The following is a 21,887-nucleotide window of genomic DNA, read 5'->3' on the forward strand; positions in this document are numbered from 1 at the left end:
CGTTCTTGCGAACTGTCGACTCCTTCAATGTCATTGGTTCAGTTGCGGTTCTCCGTGAAGTTCCTGCATTTCCCCAATACCTCTTTTAATCACAATCTTTTTTCAAAGACTTTCGTTTTCTCATTTTTTCATGTGACTCAGGCACTTCCCTTGTTCTTTAGCTTCCCCGAAGGTCCACCCGATTCAACTTCTGTAATCCTGAAAGGCTGTCAATGTACGTCGTTCTTGATGATTTCAATATCGGGACATCTTCGTGATTCTGCAAGGATTTTATTTATTTTTTATTAACACGTTATTAACATTTCAAATAGAGTTATAAACATCAGCTAAATACTGGCTGACAGGCTATTATTTATGGAGCGTTGAAAAATAGCGAAGGTTACAAACAATGCCTTTATTCACAATAATCAATAAAAATCAGGAATTGCGTTTTTTAGAAAATGCGTAAAATGGACGATCAGTGTTTTTTCTTGCTTTATAAGCGCCCAATATTTTGGATAAAATCAGCCCTATAACAGCCGATTTGCCGCTATTTTGTTTCATAAAAAAACCGCACCGCTTAAACACGGCGCGGTCGCGGTTATAGTTATTATAGAAATTATTGGTGGTCGATATCTGAGCCTGGTTGTTTTTGAATTACCGGCTTAAATTGTTGTTTTATAAAATCAGGGTTGGTAATACCCATAGTTGGGTTGCTGGAGAAGAAACCAAAAGGCATTAATGAAAACCCCATGTGATGCACCGGCATTACCGGCCATTCTTCTGGTCGTACTATATGGGTGATACCTGCTACATACCAAACTACAATATCATTATTATTGATTGCCCGGTTTTTGGCTGTCCACTCGGGCAGGCCGTCGTATACTTTATTACTGGCGGGGTATTTACCAGCCGGATAAACCTCATCTTCATGGTATTGTGTTACCCATATCTGATGATTCAGAAATCCCGCTTTTTTACGCAATAATGAACCTTCGGGTACCAATGTTTTGCCCTGCATTCCGGGCATCAGCATATAACCTACATGCTGACCCAGATCATTCATGCCGTTGTTATTCATGATATGCCAGTTGCGCGCGCTTTCATAATTGATATCCCGTTGTGCCTGTAACTCTGTTTTGAATTTGGTATGCTCTACATAGAATGCATTGGCATAAGGGTTTTGCGGACCGGGCGGAACCAGTTTGGTATTCATTTCCATAACCGCATTATTGTTTGCCCCGTCGATATCCATATCCAACCTAAATACAAAAAAATGCTGATGATTAATGGCCTCTACATGAGGATGTACCAAAGTGCCAAATGAATGACCATTATAGGAGTAATCATTTTTATCGGGCATATCCATTTCGCTGGTACGGTGAACGCCTTTCACTTCAACAATGCCGGTCAATTCTACATCAACATCAATAGTACCATCTTCTTTAAAGCGCCAGGTAAAACCATAATCATAATTCTCTATCATGGTATAATACTTTATGGCCAGGTTGGTTGCCCTGCGCGATACCGCCCCATGACGCCATAAGGTACCCCCATATTCTTCAAATATGGCCACTGCCCTATCCATTTGAAATGGTTCGCCATTTTCCCGGTGTAAAATGGCCGGCATATATTCGGCATTTTCCGGCGCGTCACCACCCGGATTTAATGACCGGGCCACACCCTGCCCTAAGCGATACTCGCCGGCATCAAAAAAGTTATAAGCCGCCTGAAACAGATCTGGCGAGCCGTAAGGCACCACCATTTCGGGCATCGAGCCGCGGTACATAATGGAACGTTCCTTGCCTTTATCTACAAAGCGAACGTCATAAATAACCAGACCTTCCCGGTTATCAACCCCATATCTTATTTTCCAGTTCTTCCAGCTGATCTCATGTCCCTTTATTTCAAAGGAGTGCCCTTCGGGTTGTGTAATGATGAGCGGCTTTAATCCGTTAAAAACTTCTTTCACTGAATCTTTATTAAAGTAATTCAGGTTAACCATGGCATCGAAGCTGCCGGGCTCGTCTACTATCTTTAATATTTTACCGGTGGTGAAATCGGTATAGGCCATTAAACCTTCAATATCAATATTGTTGTTTTTGCGGCGGGCAATCACCAATTGTTCGCGATGACCAACCGGGCCAATACCCATATCACCGGTAAAAACACTGCGGTGTGTTACTGAATCAATGGATATGCCACGCTTTTTTAAAGCAGCCACCCAAGCCTGATCCTTGCGTACAATACTATTGGCTACCGAATCGGCCTCCAGGCCCATGCCTATTACATTAGGTATATTTTTAATGGAGATGACTTTACCCGCATTCAGATCAACTACAGCTTCGGTTACGCCGTTTTTACTGTAATCGTAAAAGCTGGTGAATGCTTCGCGCCGGAAGGAGGCGCCAGGTTTATAAGCCAGTACCTCTGCTTTAGGAGGTTCTTTAAGGTTGATAATATTAAAGATATCTTTCCCGGTAGTTGTTTTGCTGTCCTTTAATATCTGGACAGTTTTTTTGATCTCGGCGGCAGTAAGCGGATCTAAAGGATAAGCGTTGGTGTTATTTTGCGCATAAACCGTGCTTGTGCTTAAAAAGAGAATCACAAGACTGTGGATAATGGTTGAGGGTTTTATCATATTTGTTGGGTTTTATTTAATAGAATATCCTATTATTAATTTGGCCCATCCAAATTGTAATACCTTTTAGTACTGTAACCCCATAATTTAGCGCTTGGTTATCCCAAATTTAACTTATGGATGTCCCGGTTTCAATTTCCTGTACCCTACATTAGCACTACGGGATATGCTTTTGCCATATTGATAATAAAAAAAGGCCGCCCCTTACGGAGCGACCTCTCTAAAAAACCAAACTACTACTTTATGAAAACAATCTTTAATTATTTGATAGCTATTTCTCTTGATTGAAATTTAGCTTCTTCTTTTTTGGTTACGGTAAGCTTCAATACTCCATCGGTATAATCAGCTTCAATTTTTGAATGATCGGCGCTTTCTGGTAAAGTGAATGATCTGTTGAAAGAATTGTAACTGTATTCGCGTTTGCTAAATTTTTTACCTTCTTCTACATTCTCAGTTTTCTTTTCCGCCGAGATGGTCAATACATTCTTATCCAAATTGATCTTAAAATCTTCTTTCTTTAAACCAGGCGCTGCCAGTTCAATCTGAAATTCGTTTTCAGTTTCTGCAATGTTTACCGCAGGCACTCGGGCAACTAATTTATTACCGATGTATGAATCGTTCAATAAAGAATCTAATACATCATTAAAGAAAGGGTTTACCGCGTTATTTTTTAATCCGTTGTTGAATTTTACAAGTGTCATTTTTAATGTCTCCTTTAAGTTTTTGTTTTTGTTAACTTCGTAAGCTATTAATCAAGTGTTGTACCAAGCTATAAAATCGATAAATAAATGACAGTTTGTCATTTATTATTGATTTCATACAGACAAAATGACCTAAATGAGCGAAAAACTTTCAGATTACAAGTATAAAACGGCCATCCCCATCCGTTTCTCAGATATAGATGCCTTCGGACATGTAAACAACGCGGTGTATTTAACCTATTTTGAAATAGCCAGAAGCAATTACTGGAAAGAGATCATCAACTGGGATTGGAGCCACGCGGGTATTATCCTGGGTAGGTCAGAGATCAATTACCTGAAACCCATTACCATTAACGATCAGATAGCCTGTTACGTACGCACCGTACGTATCGGTAACAGTAGTTTTGATGTAATGCATGTGCTGGTTAGGATAACCGAACATGGTGAAGAAATTGTAACTACTGGCAAAACTATTTGCATCAGCTATGATTACAGCGCTAATAAATCGGTAGCTATCCCCGCCAATGAGCGCCGCAGTATGATTGAGTATGATGAGCCGAGATTGATATTGAATACGAATTAGTATTAATAACTCAATTATTTGGAGTTTTGCCCGATATTCTTTGTTTCTTTATTTACTTAGGTAGATAAAGTTCTCGTACATTCTGCATTTTTAATAGGTGTAATCATTATTTTCACGTTTTAAATTTTAATACAGTATAAAATTTAAAATTAGCTAAACCCTATCATTTTATGGCCGTTGGATTTATACCTAAATATATTGAGGAATACCCTCTGAACGACTTATCCCCTGAGCAATTTCTTGTTATTGCCGATGAGACGATTAAAAAGTTTAGTTGGAAAATTAGCCATATAAGTAGCACCGGTATAATTGCTTATACAGGCGACGGCATTTTTTCAAGATGTCATGAGGTTAGAATAATAATAGAAGGTGAAACAGCTACTTTAAAAAGTTCGTCAATCGGAAGCGAAATGATAGATTGGGGCGGCAATAAAAGTACCATTAAAGATGTTGTTAATACGCTTGATGAATTAAGGCAAACCTTTACAGTTGAGGAGCTTGAGTCAAAGTACCAAACTCTCAAAGAAAATTTGGCATCAGAAGAAACTGATCTGTTAAAATTACCTCCTCCAGGCGTCTCAGAACAAGTAACCGGCTTTTTATTCTTTTTCAAGCCCACGAATGGCTATTTCATAACTCCCATATTAGTTGGTTTAAACATTCTCATTTTTATATTGATGGCTATAAAAGGCGTCAGCATAATAGAGCCAGATAGTGAAAGTCTATTAAACTGGGGTGCAAATTTCAGACCCCTGACATTGGAAGGGCAATGGTGGCGATTGATAACCTGTACTTTTTTACACATAGGCATTATGCACTTATTGCTAAATATGTATGCCCTGGTTTATATAGGCTTGCTTTTAGAACCGCATTTAGGTAAAATAAGATTTATATCAGCCTATTTACTCACAGGCTTAACAGCCAGTATTGCCAGTTTATGGTGGCACGATATAACCATCAGCGCGGGAGCGTCAGGAGCCATTTTTGGTATGTATGGTGTTTTTTTAGCTATGCTCACAACTGATCTGATTGAAAAAACAGCCAGAAGGGCCTTATTAACCAGTATCGGAATTTTTGTAGCATACAATTTAATTTACGGAGCTAAAGGAAACGTTGATAATGCTGCCCATATTGGTGGCCTGATCGGCGGCCTTATTATCGGCTATTGCTTTATACCCAGCCTGAAAAAACCTAATGATAAACCTTTAAATTATTCAATAATCGGTTTGCTGACAGTATTAACTATTATTGTTTGTTCTTTTGTTTACAGGAGCATCCCTAACGACCTGGGAAATTATGAAAAGAAAATGAAGCGATTTTCCGCTATGGAATCAATGGCATTAGAGGTTTATAGCTTACCGAAAAATACCCCTAAGAGTAAATTACTTTATGAAATTAAAGACCGGGGTATTTATTATTGGAATGAAGACCTTAAAATAATTGAGGAAGTTGAAAAATTGCAACTTCCCGAAGGGATGCATACCCAGGCAGATAAATTAAAGCAGTATTGTGAACTCCGTATAAAAAGTTATGAATTGCTTTATAAAACTGTAAATGAAGATTCAAATAAATACCAAAGCCAGATCGAAGATTACAATAAACAAATTCAGGACGTAATTGATGAACTCAAAAAAAGTAAATAAATAAACGTTTTCAGTGCTATAGCTTCATTTTCTGAGTGTCTTTTAAAATATCTTACCCGGATTCAATATCCCGTTAGGGTCAAATACTTTTTTAATACCTTTCCATAAGGCAAAATGCACGTCGGAGTATTTTATCGGCATAAATTCTTTTTGAACCAGGCCTATGCCGTGTTCGCCAGAGAGTGTACCGCCTAATGACACGGTTAGTTCAAAAATTTCGCGGATCCCGAATTTGAGTTTATTATTCCAGTCGCTATCACTCATCTTGGCTTTAATGATGTTTACGTGCAGATTGCCATCACCGGCGTGACCATAACAAACCGATTCAAAACCATATTTAGCGCCCACTTCTTTGATGCCTTTTATGAGTTGTGGCAATGCAGCACGGGGTACTACGGTATCTTCTTCCTTGTAAATAGAGTTTGATTTTACTGATACTGCCATGGTACGCCGCAAGCGCCAGATCTCTTCTTTTTGTGCCGATGAATCCGCAAATAACACATCGTTGCACTCGTAGTTCTCTAAAACGGCGTTGATCTTTTCGCAATCAGCAAATATCACATCCTGGTTGTTGCCGTCAACTTCTATCAGTAAAAAAGCCTGAACATCATCCTTCAGATCAAAAGCGATATCGTCATATTCTTTTACCCACTCCACTCCCCTACGTTCCATAAACTCCAGCGCCGATGGTACAATACCTGCCCTGAATATGGCCGATACCGCAGCACAGGCTGCTTCGTTAGTTGGAAACGAGGCCAACATCAAGGCATCAATTGTTGGTAAGGGAATCAGTTTAACCACAATTTTGGTGACGATACCCAAGGTGCCCTCGGAGCCTATCATCAGTTGGGTTAAATTATAGCCCGAGGCATATTTAAGCGTGTTTGCGCCCGTCCAGATGATCTCGCCCGAAGCCAGAACTACCTGTAAATTCAATACATATTCACGTATAGTACCGTATTTAACCACCCGCGGCCCACCCGAACCATGCGACACATTACCACCAATAAAACAACTCCCCTTACTGGCCGGATCAACCGGATAAAGCAAGCCTTTGGCAGCTGCCTGGTTCATAAATTCTTCGGTGATCACGCCTGGCTCCACAGTAGCCTGCAGGTTTTGCTCATCAATTTCCAACACTTTATTAAAGCGCTCCATGGCAATTAGCAAGCCTCCTTTAACAGGTAGAGCTCCACCACTTAGCCCTGTGCCGGCCCCGCGCGGTGTAACCGGTATGCGGTGCTTGCTGCATAGTTTCAGTAAGGCCGCAACTTCTTCCGGGGATTGGGGCTTGGCAACTACTTCTGGGTAGTAAACCAGGTCCTCGGTTTCATCGTGGCTATATTTTTCAAGGTCGTCATGCTGTACAATAACCGCGTCGGCACCAACTATAGCCGTAATAGCTTCAATTACAGGTGGTGTTATGATATTATAATTCATATTGCTGGTGGATAATTAATGGTAACGCTCGACTGGGCTACTCTCCCTGTCAACGGAGGATTTAATTTCTTGATCGTAACCTGGATGGTTTTCACAAAGGGGTACTTGCTTTGAATACGATTAGTAATGGCTTGCCCTACAGTTTCTATCAGTTTGCTCGGTATCTTCATCTCCTCGCAGGCCATAGCATAAACTTTTTCATAGTCAACCGTATTATGCAAACCGTCTTTCAGGTCGGTTACCGGTTCAAAACCTACCGCAATGTCTACCAGAAAGCGGCACCCTATTTTTTGTTCCTCCGGATAAAATCCGTGATAGGCAAAAAACTCTGCACCCTGCAAGGCTATGTTTATCATGCTCCAAAAGTAATTGATTTTTTGATTTAGATGCGCTGTTTGTGTCCCGTCAACGTTAAAATTTATCAGGAACGACCGCTTAATGAATTTTCTCAAAAAAATATAATTTGCAAAAAGCAGGTTTAAACAATCTAAACATAGTTTTTGGAATAAAGTGGCTTCTGGTATTCAAAAACAGCGATTTAGGCTTCATCAACTCCACCCTAAATCATCTATATTTGCCCACCAACTATAACATTATGGCTAAAACAGATCTATACGAATCGCCTGATTATTATCAATTAGATGAACTGCTAACCGAAGAACATAAGCTCATCCGTTCATCCGTGCGCGACTGGGTAAAAAAAGAATTAAGCCCGATAATTGAAGATTACGCCCAAAAGGCCGAGTTCCCCAGCCAACTCATAAAAGGCCTTGCCGAAATAGGCGCCTTTGGCCCAACCATTCCTGTTGAATACGGCGGCGCAGGGTTAGATTATATGGCTTATGGCATTATCATGCAGGAAATTGAGCGGGGGGATTCGGGTATCCGTTCTACATCATCTGTTCAGGGTTCCTTAGTGATGTATCCTATTTATGCCTATGGCTCTGAAGAACAACGTAAAAAATATCTGCCTAAACTGGCATCCGGTGAGATGATAGGCTGCTTCGGTCTTACCGAACCCGATCACGGCTCAAATCCGGGCGGTATGACCACCAATATAAAAGATGCAGGTGACCACTATATTTTAAATGGCGCCAAAATGTGGATCTCGAATGCTCCATTTGCCGATATAGCCGTTGTTTGGGCTAAAGACGAGAGCGGTAAGATCCGCGGATTGATCGTGGAACGCGGCATGGAAGGTTTCAGCACGCCTACTACGCATAATAAGTGGTCGTTAAGAGCATCAGCCACCGGCGAACTGGTTTTTGATCATGTGAAAATACCCAAAGAAAACCTGTTACCCAATGTGGCTGGCTTAAAAGGTCCGCTGGGTTGCCTAAACCAGGCGCGTTATGGAATTGCCTGGGGGGCGCTTGGGGCAGCCATGGATTGCTATGATACTGCCTTACGCTACTCCAAAGAACGTGTTCAGTTTGGCCGACCTATAGCAGGCTTTCAGCTGCAGCAAAAGAAACTGGCCGAAATGATCACCGAGATCACCAAGGCTCAACTTTTGGTTTGGCGTTTAGGTGTACTTAAAAATGAGAACCGCGCAACCGCCGCTCAAATATCTATGGCTAAACGTAATAGTGTAGAAACCGCTATTAACATAGCCCGTGAGGCACGCCAGATGTTGGGTGGCATGGGTATAACCGGCGAATACTCTATTATGAGGCACATGATGAACCTCGAGTCAGTAATCACCTATGAGGGCACACATGATATTCACCTGTTGATAACCGGGATGGATATCACCGGGGAAGACGCGTTTAAATAATATGCAGATGTGCGGATTATAGATGTGCAGATGAAAAATACTTTCATTTGCGCATCTATCTTTATCTTTCCGATAAAAACTCCCCATACCATTTCCCAGATTCTTTAACAATACGTTGTTGCGTAGCGTGATCAACATATATCAATCCAAATCTCGGATGGTACCCTTCTGCCCATTCAAAATTATCAGTCAACGTCCAGATAAAATAACCGTTTACTTTGCAGCCTTCTGTTTTTGCCTTTAAAACCTGGCTTATATAATTTTGAAGATATTTCAGGCGCTGCTGATCATCCACTTTACCCTCTTCAACCACATCCGGAAAAGCGGCCCCGTTTTCGGTAACGATAATACTTTTTATCTGCGGATAAGCGTCAAATTTCTTGATCATGTGATAGATAGATGGCGGATAAACCTCCCAGCGCATGGCCGTGAGCTCTTCTACTTTTCTGTCTTCGGCCTTTACCATTTTGGCGTTGATGTAAGGCGTAAAGAAGGAGTATTTGACAATTTCGCGAGTATAATTCTGGATCCCTATAAAGTCAAAATCAAAATGCATGTTATCTTCATCGCCCGGCAGTATATATTTTTGCATGGTTTTTAATATCGGCAATTCCTTTACAGGATAGCCCATACCTAAAATAGGCTCAATAAATAAGCGGTTGATCAGCGCATCAGCTCTTACAGCAGCGGCAACATCGCGTGGTTTATCGGTTGCGGGCTCAATTTGCGAACAGGAAAATGTGGTGCCTATCTGTGCATCAGGCAATAATTCCCGCAATATTTTAGCACCAGCGGTTATGCTGAGTACCACATGATGTATGGCGGGAATAAAATTCCGGATCCCGCTTCTGCCAGGGGCATGAATCCCAAAAAAGTAACCCGCGCCTGTAAAAACAACAGGTTCGTTCATCACCATCCAGTGTTTTACCCGGTCGCCAAAGCTTTGGGCGCACAGGGTCACAAATTCACTGAACCAGCTAATCACTTCCCGGTTTGTCCAGCCTCCTTTTTGTTCCAGAACCTGGGGCAAATCCCAGTGGTAAACGGTAACCCAGGGCTCCACCCCTTTTTCAATACAATAATTTATAACCCGGTTGTAATAATCAATACCGGCCTGGTTTACCTCACCTGTACCATTTGGTAAAAGGCGCGACCAGGATATGGAAAAGCGAAAATTGGGAATACGGAGTTGTTTAATAAGGTCGATGTCTTCCTCGTACCGGTTATAAAAATCACAGGCAGTACGGGCATGGTCGGCATTGAGTATTTTACCTTTTTTGGCTGTAAAAGCATCCCATACCGATTCGCTTTTGCCATCGGCATCATGTGAGCCTTCTATCTGAAATGCAGCGGTTGAAACGCCCCAAATAAAATCGGAGCCAAAAAGTTGTTGGCGGAGTGGTGTATCGAGATCAGTCAGTTCCATTAAATTGAGCTACGCAAAGCCCAAAATTGCGATTATATTTATGAAAGAAGAATTTAACGGACAACTTAATGTATGAAAGATGATCTCATACTTTTCAGGATCATCCATTCGCGAACACTGCTGATCAGTCTTGAAAAAATCGTGATGAATTTCATAACTATGTTTTTTAATATATAACTAAAGGTAAGATGCTGGTATAACCTTATTGTAACAGTTATATTATCATATTATTAAACCCTTGATATTGTACGGTTTAACTAACAAGTATGTTTTACTTAAAGTTAGTAATTTATTGTGAAACAAGCACTTATTAAAAAAAATAAGTTTTACCTGTTTTATGGACCGAAATAAGAAGATAAAAATGGGTCAGGTTCTGATTTTGAGTTTTGCAATTTAAGCCGGATACTTGTTTTATTAACATCTTTTACCTCATGAAAGCACACTTTATTAAACTGTTTAATTATAACCGTTTTGCCAATGATCTGATATTAAAAGCGGTGATAGATACCCATGTACCTCAAAAACCATTGCAGTTGTTTGCGCACCTGCTCACAGCCGAACAGGTTTGGTATGACCGCTGTCATGACTTGCCAAACAGGTTCACAAGTCCCTGGTTTGAGTATACCATTGAAGAATGTGTGCAGCTGGTTCCCGAAGGTCATGATCTATGGTTGAGCTATTTAAATGAACTAAGCGACGCTGATTTTGATAAAACAATTAAATATCAAAATTTCAGGGGCGACCATTTACAAGACACGCTGGCAGATATATTAACCCATGTAATTAACCATGGCACACATACCAGGGCGCAGATCGGTCAGCAGTTAAAGTTAAACGGTGCAGAAAGTTTACCAATTACTGACTATAGCTACTATTTAAGATTACTAAGAAGCGACGTTTAACCTGTTTATTTGCCATATTTGCCAGTACATACTTCTATTGAGAAAGAGACCTATGAAAAAATTTAGTTTAGCCATTTTAACGACCCTTGTTCTGTTTGGCTGTGGAGATAGTAAACAACAGGAAAAATTGCTTTTGGACAGTGTTATAGCCGTTCATGATAAGGTAATGGCCAGCGATGAGCAATTGATGAAGAATAAAATGATCCTGGATAGCCTGATCAAAAACGCAGGCGCCGCCGTAAACCAGGATTCGGCTAAAGTATATCTGAAAATAGTTGATGATGCCGATAACGCCATGAGCGACTGGATGCATAAGTTTGATGCCGAGAATAAAGGTAAATCGCACCAGGAGATTATCGATTACTTAACCGATCAGAAAAAGAAAATCGCGGTTATTGATTCGCAAATCAACAACGCAGTTACCGTTTCCAATAAATACCTCAACACAACCTCTAAAAAATGAAGAACATCATTTGTGCATTGATCATTATAGCACTTTACAGCGCCTGCAAGCCAGGTAGCAGTACAACTGCTGCACTCCCTATTTTGGGCAATCGTGAACCGGTTACCAAAACTGTTGATGGCAAACAAGTTACCGATACCGTTTATTCCACCATACCAGCATTTAAATTTGTAAACCAGTATGCCGATACCGTAAGCAATAAAAGTTTGGATGGTAAAATATATGTGGCCGATTTCTTTTTCACCACCTGCCCCTCCATCTGCCCGGTAATGCACCGCAATATGCTTAACGTGTATAAGGAATTTAAGGCTGATGATAATTTCAGGATCATATCTCATACCATCGACCCTAAATATGATACCGTTCCGGTATTGAAAAAATACGCCGACAAACTGGGCATCAGTGGTAATACCTGGTGGCTTTTACATGGTACCAAAGAAGAAACTTACCAGATAGCCAAAAACTACCTGGTATCTGTACAGGAAAAAAATCCACAGGGAGAGTATATACATGATGGTTACTTTATTTTGGTCGATAAACAAAAAAGGCTCCGTGGTACCTATGATGGTACTGATCCGGCGCAGGTAACCAAGCTAATTGCCGATATTAAAACTTTAAAAACTGAACCCGACCAGGTTAACGCTAAATGAAATTAGCTTTTATTACAGGTATAGGTTTACTGTTTATCATGACCGTTGCGGTTTCATGTCAGAGTGAGGATCAGGTAGAATTTAACCGTTATTATTCTGGCGGTAGCGTTTTATACCTGGCCCATTGCCAAAACTGTCATGGCGAAAAAGGTGAAGGCTTGCAAGCCCTGATTCCCCCACTTACAGATTCCGTTTTTCTGAAACAGAACCGGTCGTCACTGGCTTGTTATCTTAAAAACGGGCTAAAAGGGAAATTAAGCATAGCCGGTCGCGAGTTTGAGGGTGAAATGCCTGCCGCAGCTGATCTGTCGCCCATTGAGGTAGCTAAAGTATTGACCTATGTTACCAATTCCTTTGGGAACAAATCAGGTTTGATCAATCTGCAACAGGTACAGGCTGATTTGAAAAATTGCAAGTAAACAAAGATGTCCTTCTTTTTAGCTAAAGATATTAATATACCCACCTCTTTCGAAATGATTGAAAGACACCTGGCCGCGCAACCGGTCGGGTTTTCGATTGTTAAAATCAGCGACTATGAGTATAAGTTCCTGGCCGATTATTCATTTGGAACCCTGATTATGAAAGGTGCGCCATCTATGGTTGAAGGGATAAAAGTATTTGGAACCTTTAAACCGGGCGAAGGGACAACAGCATTAATGTTGGAAGCCAGACCAAGAATGGAGTTATTCATTATCATATTGCTCTGGTTAATTGTAGCATCCAAAGCATTACCAGGAAGCGACACTATGCCCTGGTGGGTAAATGTAGTTTTTCCTGTGTTTCTAATCTGGACCTGGTTCCTTTATCGGTTCCAGGAAAATAGGTTACGATCAAAAGTTGAGGCATATTTAAGAGCAATAAAATAATTGTCATTTCGAACGAGGTACGAGGAGAAGCTATCTCTTGAGCGTAGCGAAAAATCTTTTTCGCGCGATAAGTCGGGCGTAAAAGATTTCTCCTCACTCCCACCCTCAATCCCAGCGAGTGTTCGTTCGAAATGACATTCTTTTTATGATTACTGCGTTTTACTGATAAACTGCACATTAGTTCTACTGTCTGATCTCAGCACGCTTTGCTGTCTAAACCGGCGTATATACAGCTGGGCTATGCTATCCAGTGCCGCGTCACGCTGTTTGCTGGGCTTGCCAAAAAAGGTAGCTACTTTGGTCGGTTCCGTTATGGTTACTTTTGTTTTGGTGTCCTTCCAGCGCCCGTCGGCATTCCATTCGGTATAGCCTTCGGGGAAGAAATGACTGATCACGCTGTCACTAAAAGCTTTCCATTGTTGCTCGCTAACCTGTCCGCCATCCGGGATATCTCTTCCAAAAAAAAGATCGCTTCGCTGGTAAGTAGCACAGGAAGCCAAAGCAAGGCAAAATAATACGGGTAAAATTCGATAGATATTCTTTTTCATAGGTGTAAAAGGTTTTGGTATACATCAAAAATAATAAAATTTAACTATTGTTTATCCTGCTTAATTAAAGATTACAAAGAGCATAAGTATTCCATCATATAATATTCACGCGTCATTGCGAGGCACGAAGCAATCTCTATGCTATACAGAGAAATTCTGCTTTACGGATTTGCCTCAGTAGAGATTGCTTCGTACCTCGCAATGACGTATAGGGAGATTCTGATCTCCTTCCACAAAAAAATACCTACCTTTGTAGCTGCAAAACGTTCTATCGCTGCTGTCTTGTACAGCGGAGGAAAGTCCGGGCAACACAGAGCATCCTGCTTCCTAACGGGAAGGCGCCGGCAGCCGGCGACAGCAAGTGCAACAGAAAATAAACCGCCGCGTCCCGATAGCTATCGGGATTGGGTAAGGGTGAAACCGTGAGGTAAGAGCTCACGACGTTTCCGGGTGACCGGAAATGATGGTAAACCTCAGGAGTTGAAAAACCAAATAGGTCCCGGAAGTGGAGCTGCTCGCTTCCGCAATGCCTTCGGGCACTACTCCGGGATGGGTAGGTTGTTTAAACCTGTCAGCAATGGCAGGGCCAGATTAATGATAGAATCCCGATTTATCGGGAACAGAACCCGGCTTACAGATTTGCTGCTGAATTATATAACCCTTTCCTGCAAACAGGAAGGGGTTATTTTTGTTACAAGCTCGAGTGTTTGTTTTTCTATACAAAATCTTAATATATTAGCAAGCTAATGAAGTACTGAATCTTGAGTTCTAAGTATGAAATCTGTTCTGAAATAGTTTTCAATTGATAACTTAATGCTTAAGACTTCTGACTTTTAAAAAACTACCTGAATTACTTTAATAAAAAAACATGGCTAAAATTTTAATAATAGATGATGAGCGGGCGATCCGTAATACTTTGCGTGAAATATTGGAATATGAGGACTATGAGGTTGAAGATGTTGACAATGGGGTTGACGGGCTGCAACTGATAGAAAAAAATGATTACGACCTGGTACTGTGCGATATAAAAATGAACCGCATGGATGGCATGGAGGTACTTACCGAGGGTTTAGCCATAAAACCCGATCTGCCTTTTATCATGATATCTGGTCACGGTACAGTTGAAACTGCCATTGAAGCCAGTAAAAAAGGAGCTTTTGATTTTATATCAAAACCACCTGATCTTAACCGCCTGCTGATCACCGTACGTAACGCACTTGACCGCGGAAGCCTGGTTGTTGAAGCTAAAGTTTTAAAGCGGAGGGTTTCAAAAGTTCGCGAAATACTGGGTAACTCTCAAGCTATTGTTAAAATAAAGGAAACCATCGACCGGGTGGCCCCTACCGATGCCCGCGTTTTGATCACCGGGGCAAATGGTAGTGGTAAGGAATTAGTAGCCCGGTGGTTACATGAAAAATCCAATCGTTCATCCTCTCCTATTATTGAAGTTAACTGCGCGGCTATCCCGTCTGAATTAATTGAAAGCGAGCTTTTCGGACACGAAAAAGGCTCCTTTACATCGGCTATTAAACAACGTATAGGCAAGTTTGAATCTGCTACCGGGGGCACACTTTTCCTGGATGAGATCGGCGATATGAGCCAGTCGGCACAAGCCAAGGTTTTACGTGCCTTACAGGAAAACAAGATAACCCGCGTAGGCGGCGAAAAAGAAATAGATGTTGATGTACGTGTGGTTGCCGCTACCAACAAGGATCTGCTGAAAGAAATAGAAGCCGGTAATTTCAGGATGGACCTTTACCACCGCCTGAGTGTGATATTGATACACGTACCGCCACTGGTTGAGCGTAAGGACGATATCACCCTGCTTACACAAAGCTTCCTGGATGAGATCTGTAATGAGTATGGCATGCCGGTTAAAAAAATATCCGATGCTGCCCTGGAAGCCCTGAAAGCTTTACCATGGACGGGTAACATTCGCGAACTCAGGAACATGGTGGAACGCCTGATCATCCTGAGCGACAAAACCATTACCGATAGTGATGTGAAGGCATTTGCCAATCCTTCGGCACCGTCAGTAGCTGGTGGCGATGGCAACGGCATGGCACAGACTGATTTTGATCAGTTTAATAATTTCCAGGAGTACAAGGATTTTGCCGAGCGGGAGTACATCAAATTCAAACTGGAGAAAAACAACTGGAACGTATCAAAAACAGCCGATGATATCGATATACAACGTAGTCACCTGTATAGTAAGATAGAAAAGTTCGGTTTGAAAAGAGGCGAATAATAAACTTATACAAGAATTTTAAAAAGTGATTGAACTTAAGGCTCAATCACTTTTTTTATTGGGTTAAATTATTTACAATTGTAATAAACCCTAACACATTATGAAAGCCACATTTTTATTATCGTTTTGTATTCTCGCGGTAACATCCTGTACACAAAAGCCTGCTGATACTGAAAAATCTGCTCCACAGCCGCTTATTGGTACCTGGCATTTAATATCGAGCAAAAGCATCACCAAAGGCGATACCACGGTTACTACCCCTCCAAAAGATCAGGAGATGGTTAAAATATTTAACGGAAGTGATTTCGCCTTTTTTACCCACGACTTAAAAAAGGGAAAGGTAGACAAACCCGTTTTTAGCGCAGGCAGCGGTACGTATACCTTACAAGGCAACAACTATGCAGAGCACCTGGCCTACTGCAATGCCCGCGATTGGGAAGGCGGCGATTTTAAATTTACCGTGGAATTTAAACATGATACCCTGGTACAAAAAGGTATCGAAAAAATTGACAGTTTAAAAATTGATCACGAGATCATTGAAACCTATGTTAAGCTTCGTTAAGGCTTAGGATCTGTTTAAAAATTTTCGTATTTTTGTATATACAACAGCCCGGTTTTCTGATCAAAAAGGAAAATCGGGCTGTTTTAGTTAAGGGTAAATAAGGCCAAAAACAGACCGATTTTAGCTCAAATATTTGCATATCAATACATTAGTACTTTTTAAACCTTTCAAAACCCATCAAAAATTTGTTAAAAAGTGTTAAAATGGCGTTAAACCTCTGTTAAAATGAATAAAAACCTACTCTTTTTACCCTGTTTTTGACTAAAAAAGTGTTAAAATTTAAGGTTTAAAAAGTTTTTCCTGCAAAGTATCATCGGTACAGCATTAACTTATGCTGGTCGGTTTGGGAGGTGGCGAATTTGACAGGAAACTGATTATCTTTGCGGCGGCCCTATATGAAAGTACCATTCTCAAAAACAGCGAAAATGCTTATATCCTGTAAATTCACCGTTGTTTTATCCCTAAGTCTATTATTTTTTAATAACTGCCGGACAGAAAAGCTTAAACCTACCAATGACGGCTCGCAAACTCCTGATGGTACGGTTATTTCAAAAGATACCACAACCGATGGTTCGCTTATTCCGCATAGCGTAGCTTTAAAGAATATGTTCGGCATCAATGCCTACGAATGGAATTTTTTGCAGGATCCTGCCAACCCTAATTTGAAAAGCCATATTTATGAGGCTAATATGGCTATTATCAAGTCTTTTAGTGCGGTAAGGCATTACATTAACTGGAACAAACTGGAGAACACCAAAGGCGATTACACCTATAATCCAACCAATAACGGCAGTTGGGATTATGACCTGATATATACCCGTTGTAAACAAGAGGGAATTTTGGTTTTAGCCGATCTAAAAAACTGCCCAACCTGGCTGGAAAGCACCTATCCTGCTAATTTACAGGACAATGAAAATGTACCGGCCCCTTATGGCCTAAATAAAAGTGATCCCGCAACCTATGCCGATCAGGCACGTACTGCTTTTCAGTTTGCCGCCAGGTATGGCTATAACAGCAATGTAAACAGGGCATTGGTTAAGGTTGATAATCGCCCGCGATGGGCTAATGATCCGCCGAATGTAGTTAAGATCGGTATGGGGCTCATTAAATACATAGAATGTGATAACGAGCGCGACAAATGGTGGAAAAGTGCTGCCACTCAGCAAACTCCTGAAGAGTATGCTGCAAACATGTCGGCATTTTATGATGGCGACAAAGGGCGGTTAGGCAATAATGCCGGTGTAAAAACAGCTGATCCTAATATGCAGGTAGTGATTGGCGGTTTAGCCACTTGTGATGTAAACTGGGTAAAACGAATGGTAGAGTGGTGCCGGAAAAACAGGGGCTATAAAGCTGATGGTACCATCAATCTGTGCTTTGATGTGATCAATTTTCATTTTTATAATAATAATGGCAATATACTTACTCACGCCAGGGCTACAACGGGGGTAGCTCCGGAACTCTCGATGGCTGGCCAAATCGCCGATTCATTTGTAAAATATGCCAACACACTCCCTCAAAAACCCGAGGTTTGGGTAACAGAAACAGGTTACGATATTAACCAGGGCAGTTATCAGAAAGCTATCGCTATTGGCAATAAATCAGTTCTTTTAACCCAGGCCGACTGGGTACTGAGGACATCTCTTATGTATATCAGGCATGGTATCAAAAGAACGTTCTATTACCAATTGCTGGACGATACTCCTGATGTTGATGTTCAATACGCCACTTCCGGGCTAGCCACAGATGGTAAACCAAGACCAACGACAGATTATATACTGCAAACCAACACACTGATGGGGAATTATACCTATCAAAGTACCATAAACGCCGATCCGATAGTTGACAAATATGTTTCGGGTAGTAAAGTGATGTATGTTTTAATGATCCCCGATCAAAAAGGCCGCACCGCGAATTACACGCTAAACTTAGGTTTATTGACTCCTAAAGCCAATATTTATAGCTTAAAAGCAGGTGCAAATGCTGCGTTAAAAACCCAGGTTTCCACAACAGCGGGCAAGGTAACCGTGAATGTTTCGGAAACCCCAGTGTTTGTAGAAGCAGCTGCGAATTAACCACAATAAGGTGGTTTTGAAGTGTGTTTTTATTTAACTGGTGAAATCTTTAAAATAATTTCACCAGCTAAATCTTATAATTTATATTTAAGTACTTTTATTTTAACCTTATCAATCACTTGCATAATGGAAAACGTACTTCCTGCACCCCCAATTGAAAGATGCGCTCACTGCTTCGCCGAAGTAAAAAACGACGATGTTTATTGTACTAACTGCGGATATCCTTTAAAAGGTTCTGAGTTAGATCAGCGAAGTTTTATTGCCAATAATGAAATTGTTCATATTGACATCTCCGAATTTCACAAAAAAGTTAGATCAGCTGGGAATACATTATACTACCTGGCTGGCTTATTTGTAATTAGCGGGATCGTCAATTTCTTTATACTCAAAAACGATCCTAATGTACTTGCGGTAGTGATCCCCATTTTTATTTTAGCTATTTTATTCCTGGCTCTTGGTGGCTACAGCCGAAAACAGCCCTTGGCGTGCCTGGTATCCGGTCTCTGTTTATATATCATTGTACAAGTAATATTAGCCTTTGATAACCCGGTAAATTTGGCAAGCGGCATCATCATAAAAATAGTCATCATAGGTTACCTTATTAAAGGCATAAAATCGGCCATTGGTTTAGAGAAAATAAAAAAAGAAAATAACATAGCTTAATCCCTTGTCTGAAGCAGAAGATCTTGAAATTCCGGAACAAAAGCCCTGCGTTAGCTGTGGGGCTCCTATTGACCTGAACAATAAATTTTGTAAAAATTGCGGTACCCGGCAATCTGAGGAGGATATACACTGGCTCGAAAAAAAATGGACCTTGCTTAAACAAGCATCCCTTTTTTATTTGATATACATTGGCTTATGTACTTTATCCAAATTTACTGATGCTTTTAAGACTATTCCATGGTTTCTTTTTTTGGAAGTTGTACTGGCAGGTACCGCGGTTATCTTTTTTGCTCTTAACTGGGCCGAAAACAAACAGCTGCTGATATGGAGAAACTTTTCGTGGCAAAAGCTGGCAGCCTATGCGGCCATCGCCATAACAGGGGCATTCTTGGTTCATTATTCGGTAAACTGGTTAAATATTACCGTGTTTTCGCGGGATGACCACTATTATTCTATTTTCGCGGGAAGCAGAGGCGCATCATTTTTGATCATACTTTGTACCGCGGTAACCCCGGCTTTATTTGAAGAGCTTGGATTTAGAGGATATCTTTTACAAACCTTAATAAAAGTAACCGATAAAGAACAAGCTGTATACATCTCCGCTTTTTTGTTTGCCATCATTCATCTCAGTTTGGTTTCGCTTTTTTGGCTTATTCCATTCGCGTTATTTATAGGTTATGTGCGGATAAAAGAAAACACGCTTTGGTACGGTGTATTTTTTCATTTCGGCTTTAATTTAACGGCCTGTCTTTTTGAGCTGTTGTAAAGCGATTTACCATATAAAATAAGTAAATAGGATAAGCTCTTCTTTATCTCAGTACCTAATTAAAACAGAATATCAAAATCTCATCCTAAAAAGCTATTTTTGCGGTTCAATGGAGCACATTCGTAATTTTTGTATCATAGCACATATTGACCACGGTAAAAGCACACTTGCCGATAGGTTATTAGAATACACCAACACTATTACTCAGCGCGAATCGCAGGCACAATTGCTTGACGATATGGATCTGGAACGCGAACGGGGTATCACCATAAAAAGCCATGCCATCCAAATGGATTATGAGCTTGACGGGCAGAAATACGTTCTTAACCTGATAGATACACCGGGACACGTTGATTTTTCCTACGAAGTTTCCCGCTCTATAGCAGCATGCGAAGGTGCACTGCTTATAGTTGACGCGGCGCAAGGTATACAGGCACAAACCATATCCAATCTTTACCTGGCATTAGAAAACGATCTGGAGATCATCCCGGTTCTGAATAAAATGGATCTACCAGGCGCTATGCCCGAAGAGGTGAAAGATCAGATCGTAGAACTGATAGGTTGTAAACGTGAAGAAATATTAGCTGCATCGGGTAAAACCGGCATGGGTGTTCATGACATATTACGTGCCATTGTTGAGCGTGTACCGGCCCCGGTAGGTGACCCTGAAGCGCCTTTACAGGCATTGATATTTGATTCGGTTTATAACTCGTTTCGCGGTATTGTTGCTTACTTTAAGGTGGTTAATGGTGAGATCCGTAAAGGCGATAAAGTAAAGTTCTTTGCTACAGAAAAACAATATATTGCTGAGGAAGTTGGCACGCTAAAACTCAAACAACTACCCAAAGATGTCATTAAAACCGGTGATGTTGGTTATATCATATCGGGGATAAAAGAATCGCGGGAGGTAAAGGTCGGCGATACTATTACCACTATTACCCGTCCGTGCGAAAGCGGTATTCAAGGCTTTGAAGAAGTTAAACCAATGGTATTTGCGGGTATTTACCCGGTTGATACCGACGAGTATGAAGAGCTGCGCGAATCAATGGCCAAGCTGCAATTGAATGATGCTTCCCTGGTTTTTGAACCGGAATCATCAGCGGCATTAGGCTTTGGTTTCCGTTGCGGTTTCCTGGGGATGCTGCACATGGAGATCATCCAGGAACGTTTAGAGCGCGAGTTTGATATGACGGTTATTACAACCGTTCCCAACGTATCCTACATTGCGTACTCGACCAGAGGCGAAGAAATTGTTGTAAATAATCCGTCTGACCTTCCGGATCCAAGTAAAATTGATCACGTTGAAGAGCCGTATATAAAAGCGACCATCATTACTAAATCTGAATTTGTTGGGCCGGTAATGTCACTTTGTATCCAAAAAAGAGGATTTATAAAAAACCAATCCTACTTAACATCTGACCGGGTTGAGCTTGTGTTCGAAATGCCAATGGGCGAGATCGTTTTTGACTTTTACGATAAACTGAAAACCATATCTAAAGGCTATGCTTCATTTGATTACCACCAGATAGGTTATCGCCAGTCGGACCTGGTTCGTTTAGATATCCGTTTAAATGCAGAGCCGGTTGATGCATTATCATCATTGATATTCAGGGGTAACTCTTATGATTTTGGTAAAAAGATCTGCGAAAAACTAAAAGAGCTTATTCCGCGCCAACAATTTGAGATCATTATACAGGCCTCTATCGGCGCTAAGATCATTGCCCGCGAAACGGTGAAGGCTTTACGTAAAGATGTTACCGCTAAATGTTATGGTGGTGATATTTCCCGTAAACGTAAGTTATTGGAAAAACAGAAAAAAGGTAAAAAACGCATGCGTCAGGTAGGTAACGTAGAGATACCTCAATCGGCATTCATGGCGGTTTTGAAACTTGATTAATTATAGAATCAAGAGACAAGAATCAAGAGACAAGACAAAGAACTTACCTTGATTTAC

The 21,887-nt window shown here is 41.0% G+C and carries 20 protein-coding genes and 1 other RNA gene; 15 read left to right on the forward strand and 6 right to left on the reverse strand.

The genetic code is table 11. The features are described 5' to 3' along the window. Positions 1 to 598: 598 nt before the first annotated feature. Positions 599 to 2,620: a primary-amine oxidase gene (locus AC57BQ_RS08165; RefSeq protein WP_496405801.1), complete on the reverse strand. Its 2,022-nt coding sequence runs from the start codon at positions 2,618 to 2,620 to the stop codon at positions 599 to 601. A 260-nt stretch (positions 2,621 to 2,880) separates the two neighbouring features. Further along, a complete protein-coding gene (locus AC57BQ_RS08170) occupies positions 2,881 to 3,321 on the reverse strand; it encodes an Hsp20/alpha crystallin family protein (RefSeq protein ID WP_496405802.1) in 441 nt (146 codons plus the stop codon). A 136-nt stretch (positions 3,322 to 3,457) separates the two neighbouring features. Here AC57BQ_RS08170 and AC57BQ_RS08175 point away from each other — a divergent pair, with 136 nt between their 5' ends. Both AC57BQ_RS08175 and AC57BQ_RS08180 read left to right on the forward strand, forming a co-directional pair. Beyond that, on the forward strand, positions 3,458 to 3,904 hold the full coding sequence (locus AC57BQ_RS08175; RefSeq protein ID WP_496405803.1) for an acyl-CoA thioesterase: 447 nt from the start codon (positions 3,458 to 3,460) through the stop codon (positions 3,902 to 3,904). Between the two features lie 170 nt (positions 3,905 to 4,074). Then, on the forward strand, positions 4,075 to 5,547 hold the full coding sequence (locus tag AC57BQ_RS08180) for a rhomboid family intramembrane serine protease (protein ID WP_496405804.1): 1,473 nt from the start codon (positions 4,075 to 4,077) through the stop codon (positions 5,545 to 5,547). 42 nt (positions 5,548 to 5,589) lie between these two features. Here AC57BQ_RS08180 and AC57BQ_RS08185 read toward each other — a convergent pair whose 3' ends face one another. Then, positions 5,590 to 6,987, reverse strand: coding sequence for an FAD-binding oxidoreductase (locus tag AC57BQ_RS08185; protein WP_496405805.1), 1,398 nt, complete (start codon positions 6,985 to 6,987; stop codon positions 5,590 to 5,592). Continuing rightward, positions 6,984 to 7,343 (reverse strand): dihydroneopterin aldolase, encoded by a 360-nt coding sequence (folB, locus tag AC57BQ_RS08190; RefSeq protein ID WP_496405806.1) that lies wholly within the window; start codon positions 7,341 to 7,343, stop codon positions 6,984 to 6,986. Before folB ends, AC57BQ_RS08185 begins: the two co-directional genes overlap by 4 nt. Positions 7,344 to 7,582: 239 nt before the next feature. Between folB and AC57BQ_RS08195 the strand changes: the two genes are divergently transcribed. Further along, a complete protein-coding gene (locus AC57BQ_RS08195; RefSeq protein ID WP_496405807.1) occupies positions 7,583 to 8,764 on the forward strand; it encodes an acyl-CoA dehydrogenase family protein in 1,182 nt (393 codons plus the stop codon). A gap of 61 nt (positions 8,765 to 8,825) precedes the next feature. Here AC57BQ_RS08195 and AC57BQ_RS08200 read toward each other — a convergent pair whose 3' ends face one another. Beyond that, the gene (locus AC57BQ_RS08200; RefSeq protein ID WP_496405808.1) at positions 8,826 to 10,190 is read right to left on the reverse strand and encodes a GH1 family beta-glucosidase; all 1,365 of its coding nucleotides are present in this window, start codon (positions 10,188 to 10,190) and stop codon (positions 8,826 to 8,828) included. Between the two features lie 431 nt (positions 10,191 to 10,621). Here AC57BQ_RS08200 and AC57BQ_RS08205 point away from each other — a divergent pair, with 431 nt between their 5' ends. The 5 genes from AC57BQ_RS08205 to AC57BQ_RS08225 are packed head-to-tail and all read left to right on the forward strand — an operon-like array spanning position 10,622 to position 13,071. Then, positions 10,622 to 11,092, forward strand: a complete 471-nt coding sequence (locus AC57BQ_RS08205) for a DinB family protein (RefSeq protein WP_496405809.1) — start codon at positions 10,622 to 10,624, stop codon at positions 11,090 to 11,092. 52 nt (positions 11,093 to 11,144) lie between these two features. Beyond that, positions 11,145 to 11,555, forward strand: a complete 411-nt coding sequence (locus AC57BQ_RS08210; RefSeq protein ID WP_090471000.1) for a hypothetical protein — start codon at positions 11,145 to 11,147, stop codon at positions 11,553 to 11,555. Then, on the forward strand, positions 11,552 to 12,205 hold the full coding sequence (locus AC57BQ_RS08215) for an SCO family protein (protein ID WP_496405810.1): 654 nt from the start codon (positions 11,552 to 11,554) through the stop codon (positions 12,203 to 12,205). Before AC57BQ_RS08210 ends, AC57BQ_RS08215 begins: the two co-directional genes overlap by 4 nt. Next, complete coding sequence (locus AC57BQ_RS08220) at positions 12,202 to 12,624, forward strand: c-type cytochrome (RefSeq protein WP_496405811.1); 423 nt, start codon at positions 12,202 to 12,204, stop codon at positions 12,622 to 12,624. Before AC57BQ_RS08215 ends, AC57BQ_RS08220 begins: the two co-directional genes overlap by 4 nt. Positions 12,625 to 12,630: 6 nt before the next feature. Continuing rightward, positions 12,631 to 13,071: a hypothetical protein gene (locus AC57BQ_RS08225; RefSeq protein WP_496405812.1), complete on the forward strand. Its 441-nt coding sequence runs from the start codon at positions 12,631 to 12,633 to the stop codon at positions 13,069 to 13,071. Positions 13,072 to 13,220: 149 nt separating this feature from the next. On the opposite strand, the gene AC57BQ_RS08230 is transcribed toward AC57BQ_RS08225, so the two are convergent. Next, positions 13,221 to 13,619 carry a DUF3574 domain-containing protein gene (locus tag AC57BQ_RS08230; RefSeq protein ID WP_496405813.1) on the reverse strand — a complete coding sequence of 133 codons (399 nt, stop codon included), beginning with the start codon at positions 13,617 to 13,619 and terminating at the stop codon, positions 13,221 to 13,223. 255 nt (positions 13,620 to 13,874) lie between these two features. On the opposite strand from AC57BQ_RS08230, the gene rnpB reads away from it, so the two are divergent. The 7 genes from rnpB (at position 13,875) to lepA (ending at position 21,830) form a co-directional block, all read left to right on the forward strand. Beyond that, positions 13,875 to 14,269: RNase P RNA component class A (rnpB, locus tag AC57BQ_RS08235), an RNA gene on the forward strand. Between the two features lie 218 nt (positions 14,270 to 14,487). Further along, positions 14,488 to 15,867 (forward strand): sigma-54-dependent transcriptional regulator, encoded by a 1,380-nt coding sequence (locus AC57BQ_RS08240; protein ID WP_090471008.1) that lies wholly within the window; start codon positions 14,488 to 14,490, stop codon positions 15,865 to 15,867. Between the two features lie 100 nt (positions 15,868 to 15,967). Beyond that, positions 15,968 to 16,429 (forward strand): hypothetical protein, encoded by a 462-nt coding sequence (locus AC57BQ_RS08245; RefSeq protein ID WP_496405814.1) that lies wholly within the window; start codon positions 15,968 to 15,970, stop codon positions 16,427 to 16,429. 425 nt (positions 16,430 to 16,854) lie between these two features. Next, positions 16,855 to 18,504: a hypothetical protein gene (locus tag AC57BQ_RS08250; protein WP_496405815.1), complete on the forward strand. Its 1,650-nt coding sequence runs from the start codon at positions 16,855 to 16,857 to the stop codon at positions 18,502 to 18,504. A gap of 126 nt (positions 18,505 to 18,630) precedes the next feature. Next, the gene (locus AC57BQ_RS08255; RefSeq protein ID WP_496405816.1) at positions 18,631 to 19,167 is read left to right on the forward strand and encodes a hypothetical protein; all 537 of its coding nucleotides are present in this window, start codon (positions 18,631 to 18,633) and stop codon (positions 19,165 to 19,167) included. Positions 19,168 to 19,171: 4 nt separating this feature from the next. Beyond that, positions 19,172 to 19,933, forward strand: a complete 762-nt coding sequence (locus tag AC57BQ_RS08260; protein ID WP_496405817.1) for a CPBP family glutamic-type intramembrane protease — start codon at positions 19,172 to 19,174, stop codon at positions 19,931 to 19,933. Between the two features lie 109 nt (positions 19,934 to 20,042). Next, positions 20,043 to 21,830, forward strand: a complete 1,788-nt coding sequence (lepA, locus tag AC57BQ_RS08265) for a translation elongation factor 4 (RefSeq protein ID WP_090471014.1) — start codon at positions 20,043 to 20,045, stop codon at positions 21,828 to 21,830. Positions 21,831 to 21,887: the final 57 nt, after the last annotated feature.

The organism is Mucilaginibacter sp. BGA-UO-ETr-C110 (assembly GCF_059567985.1).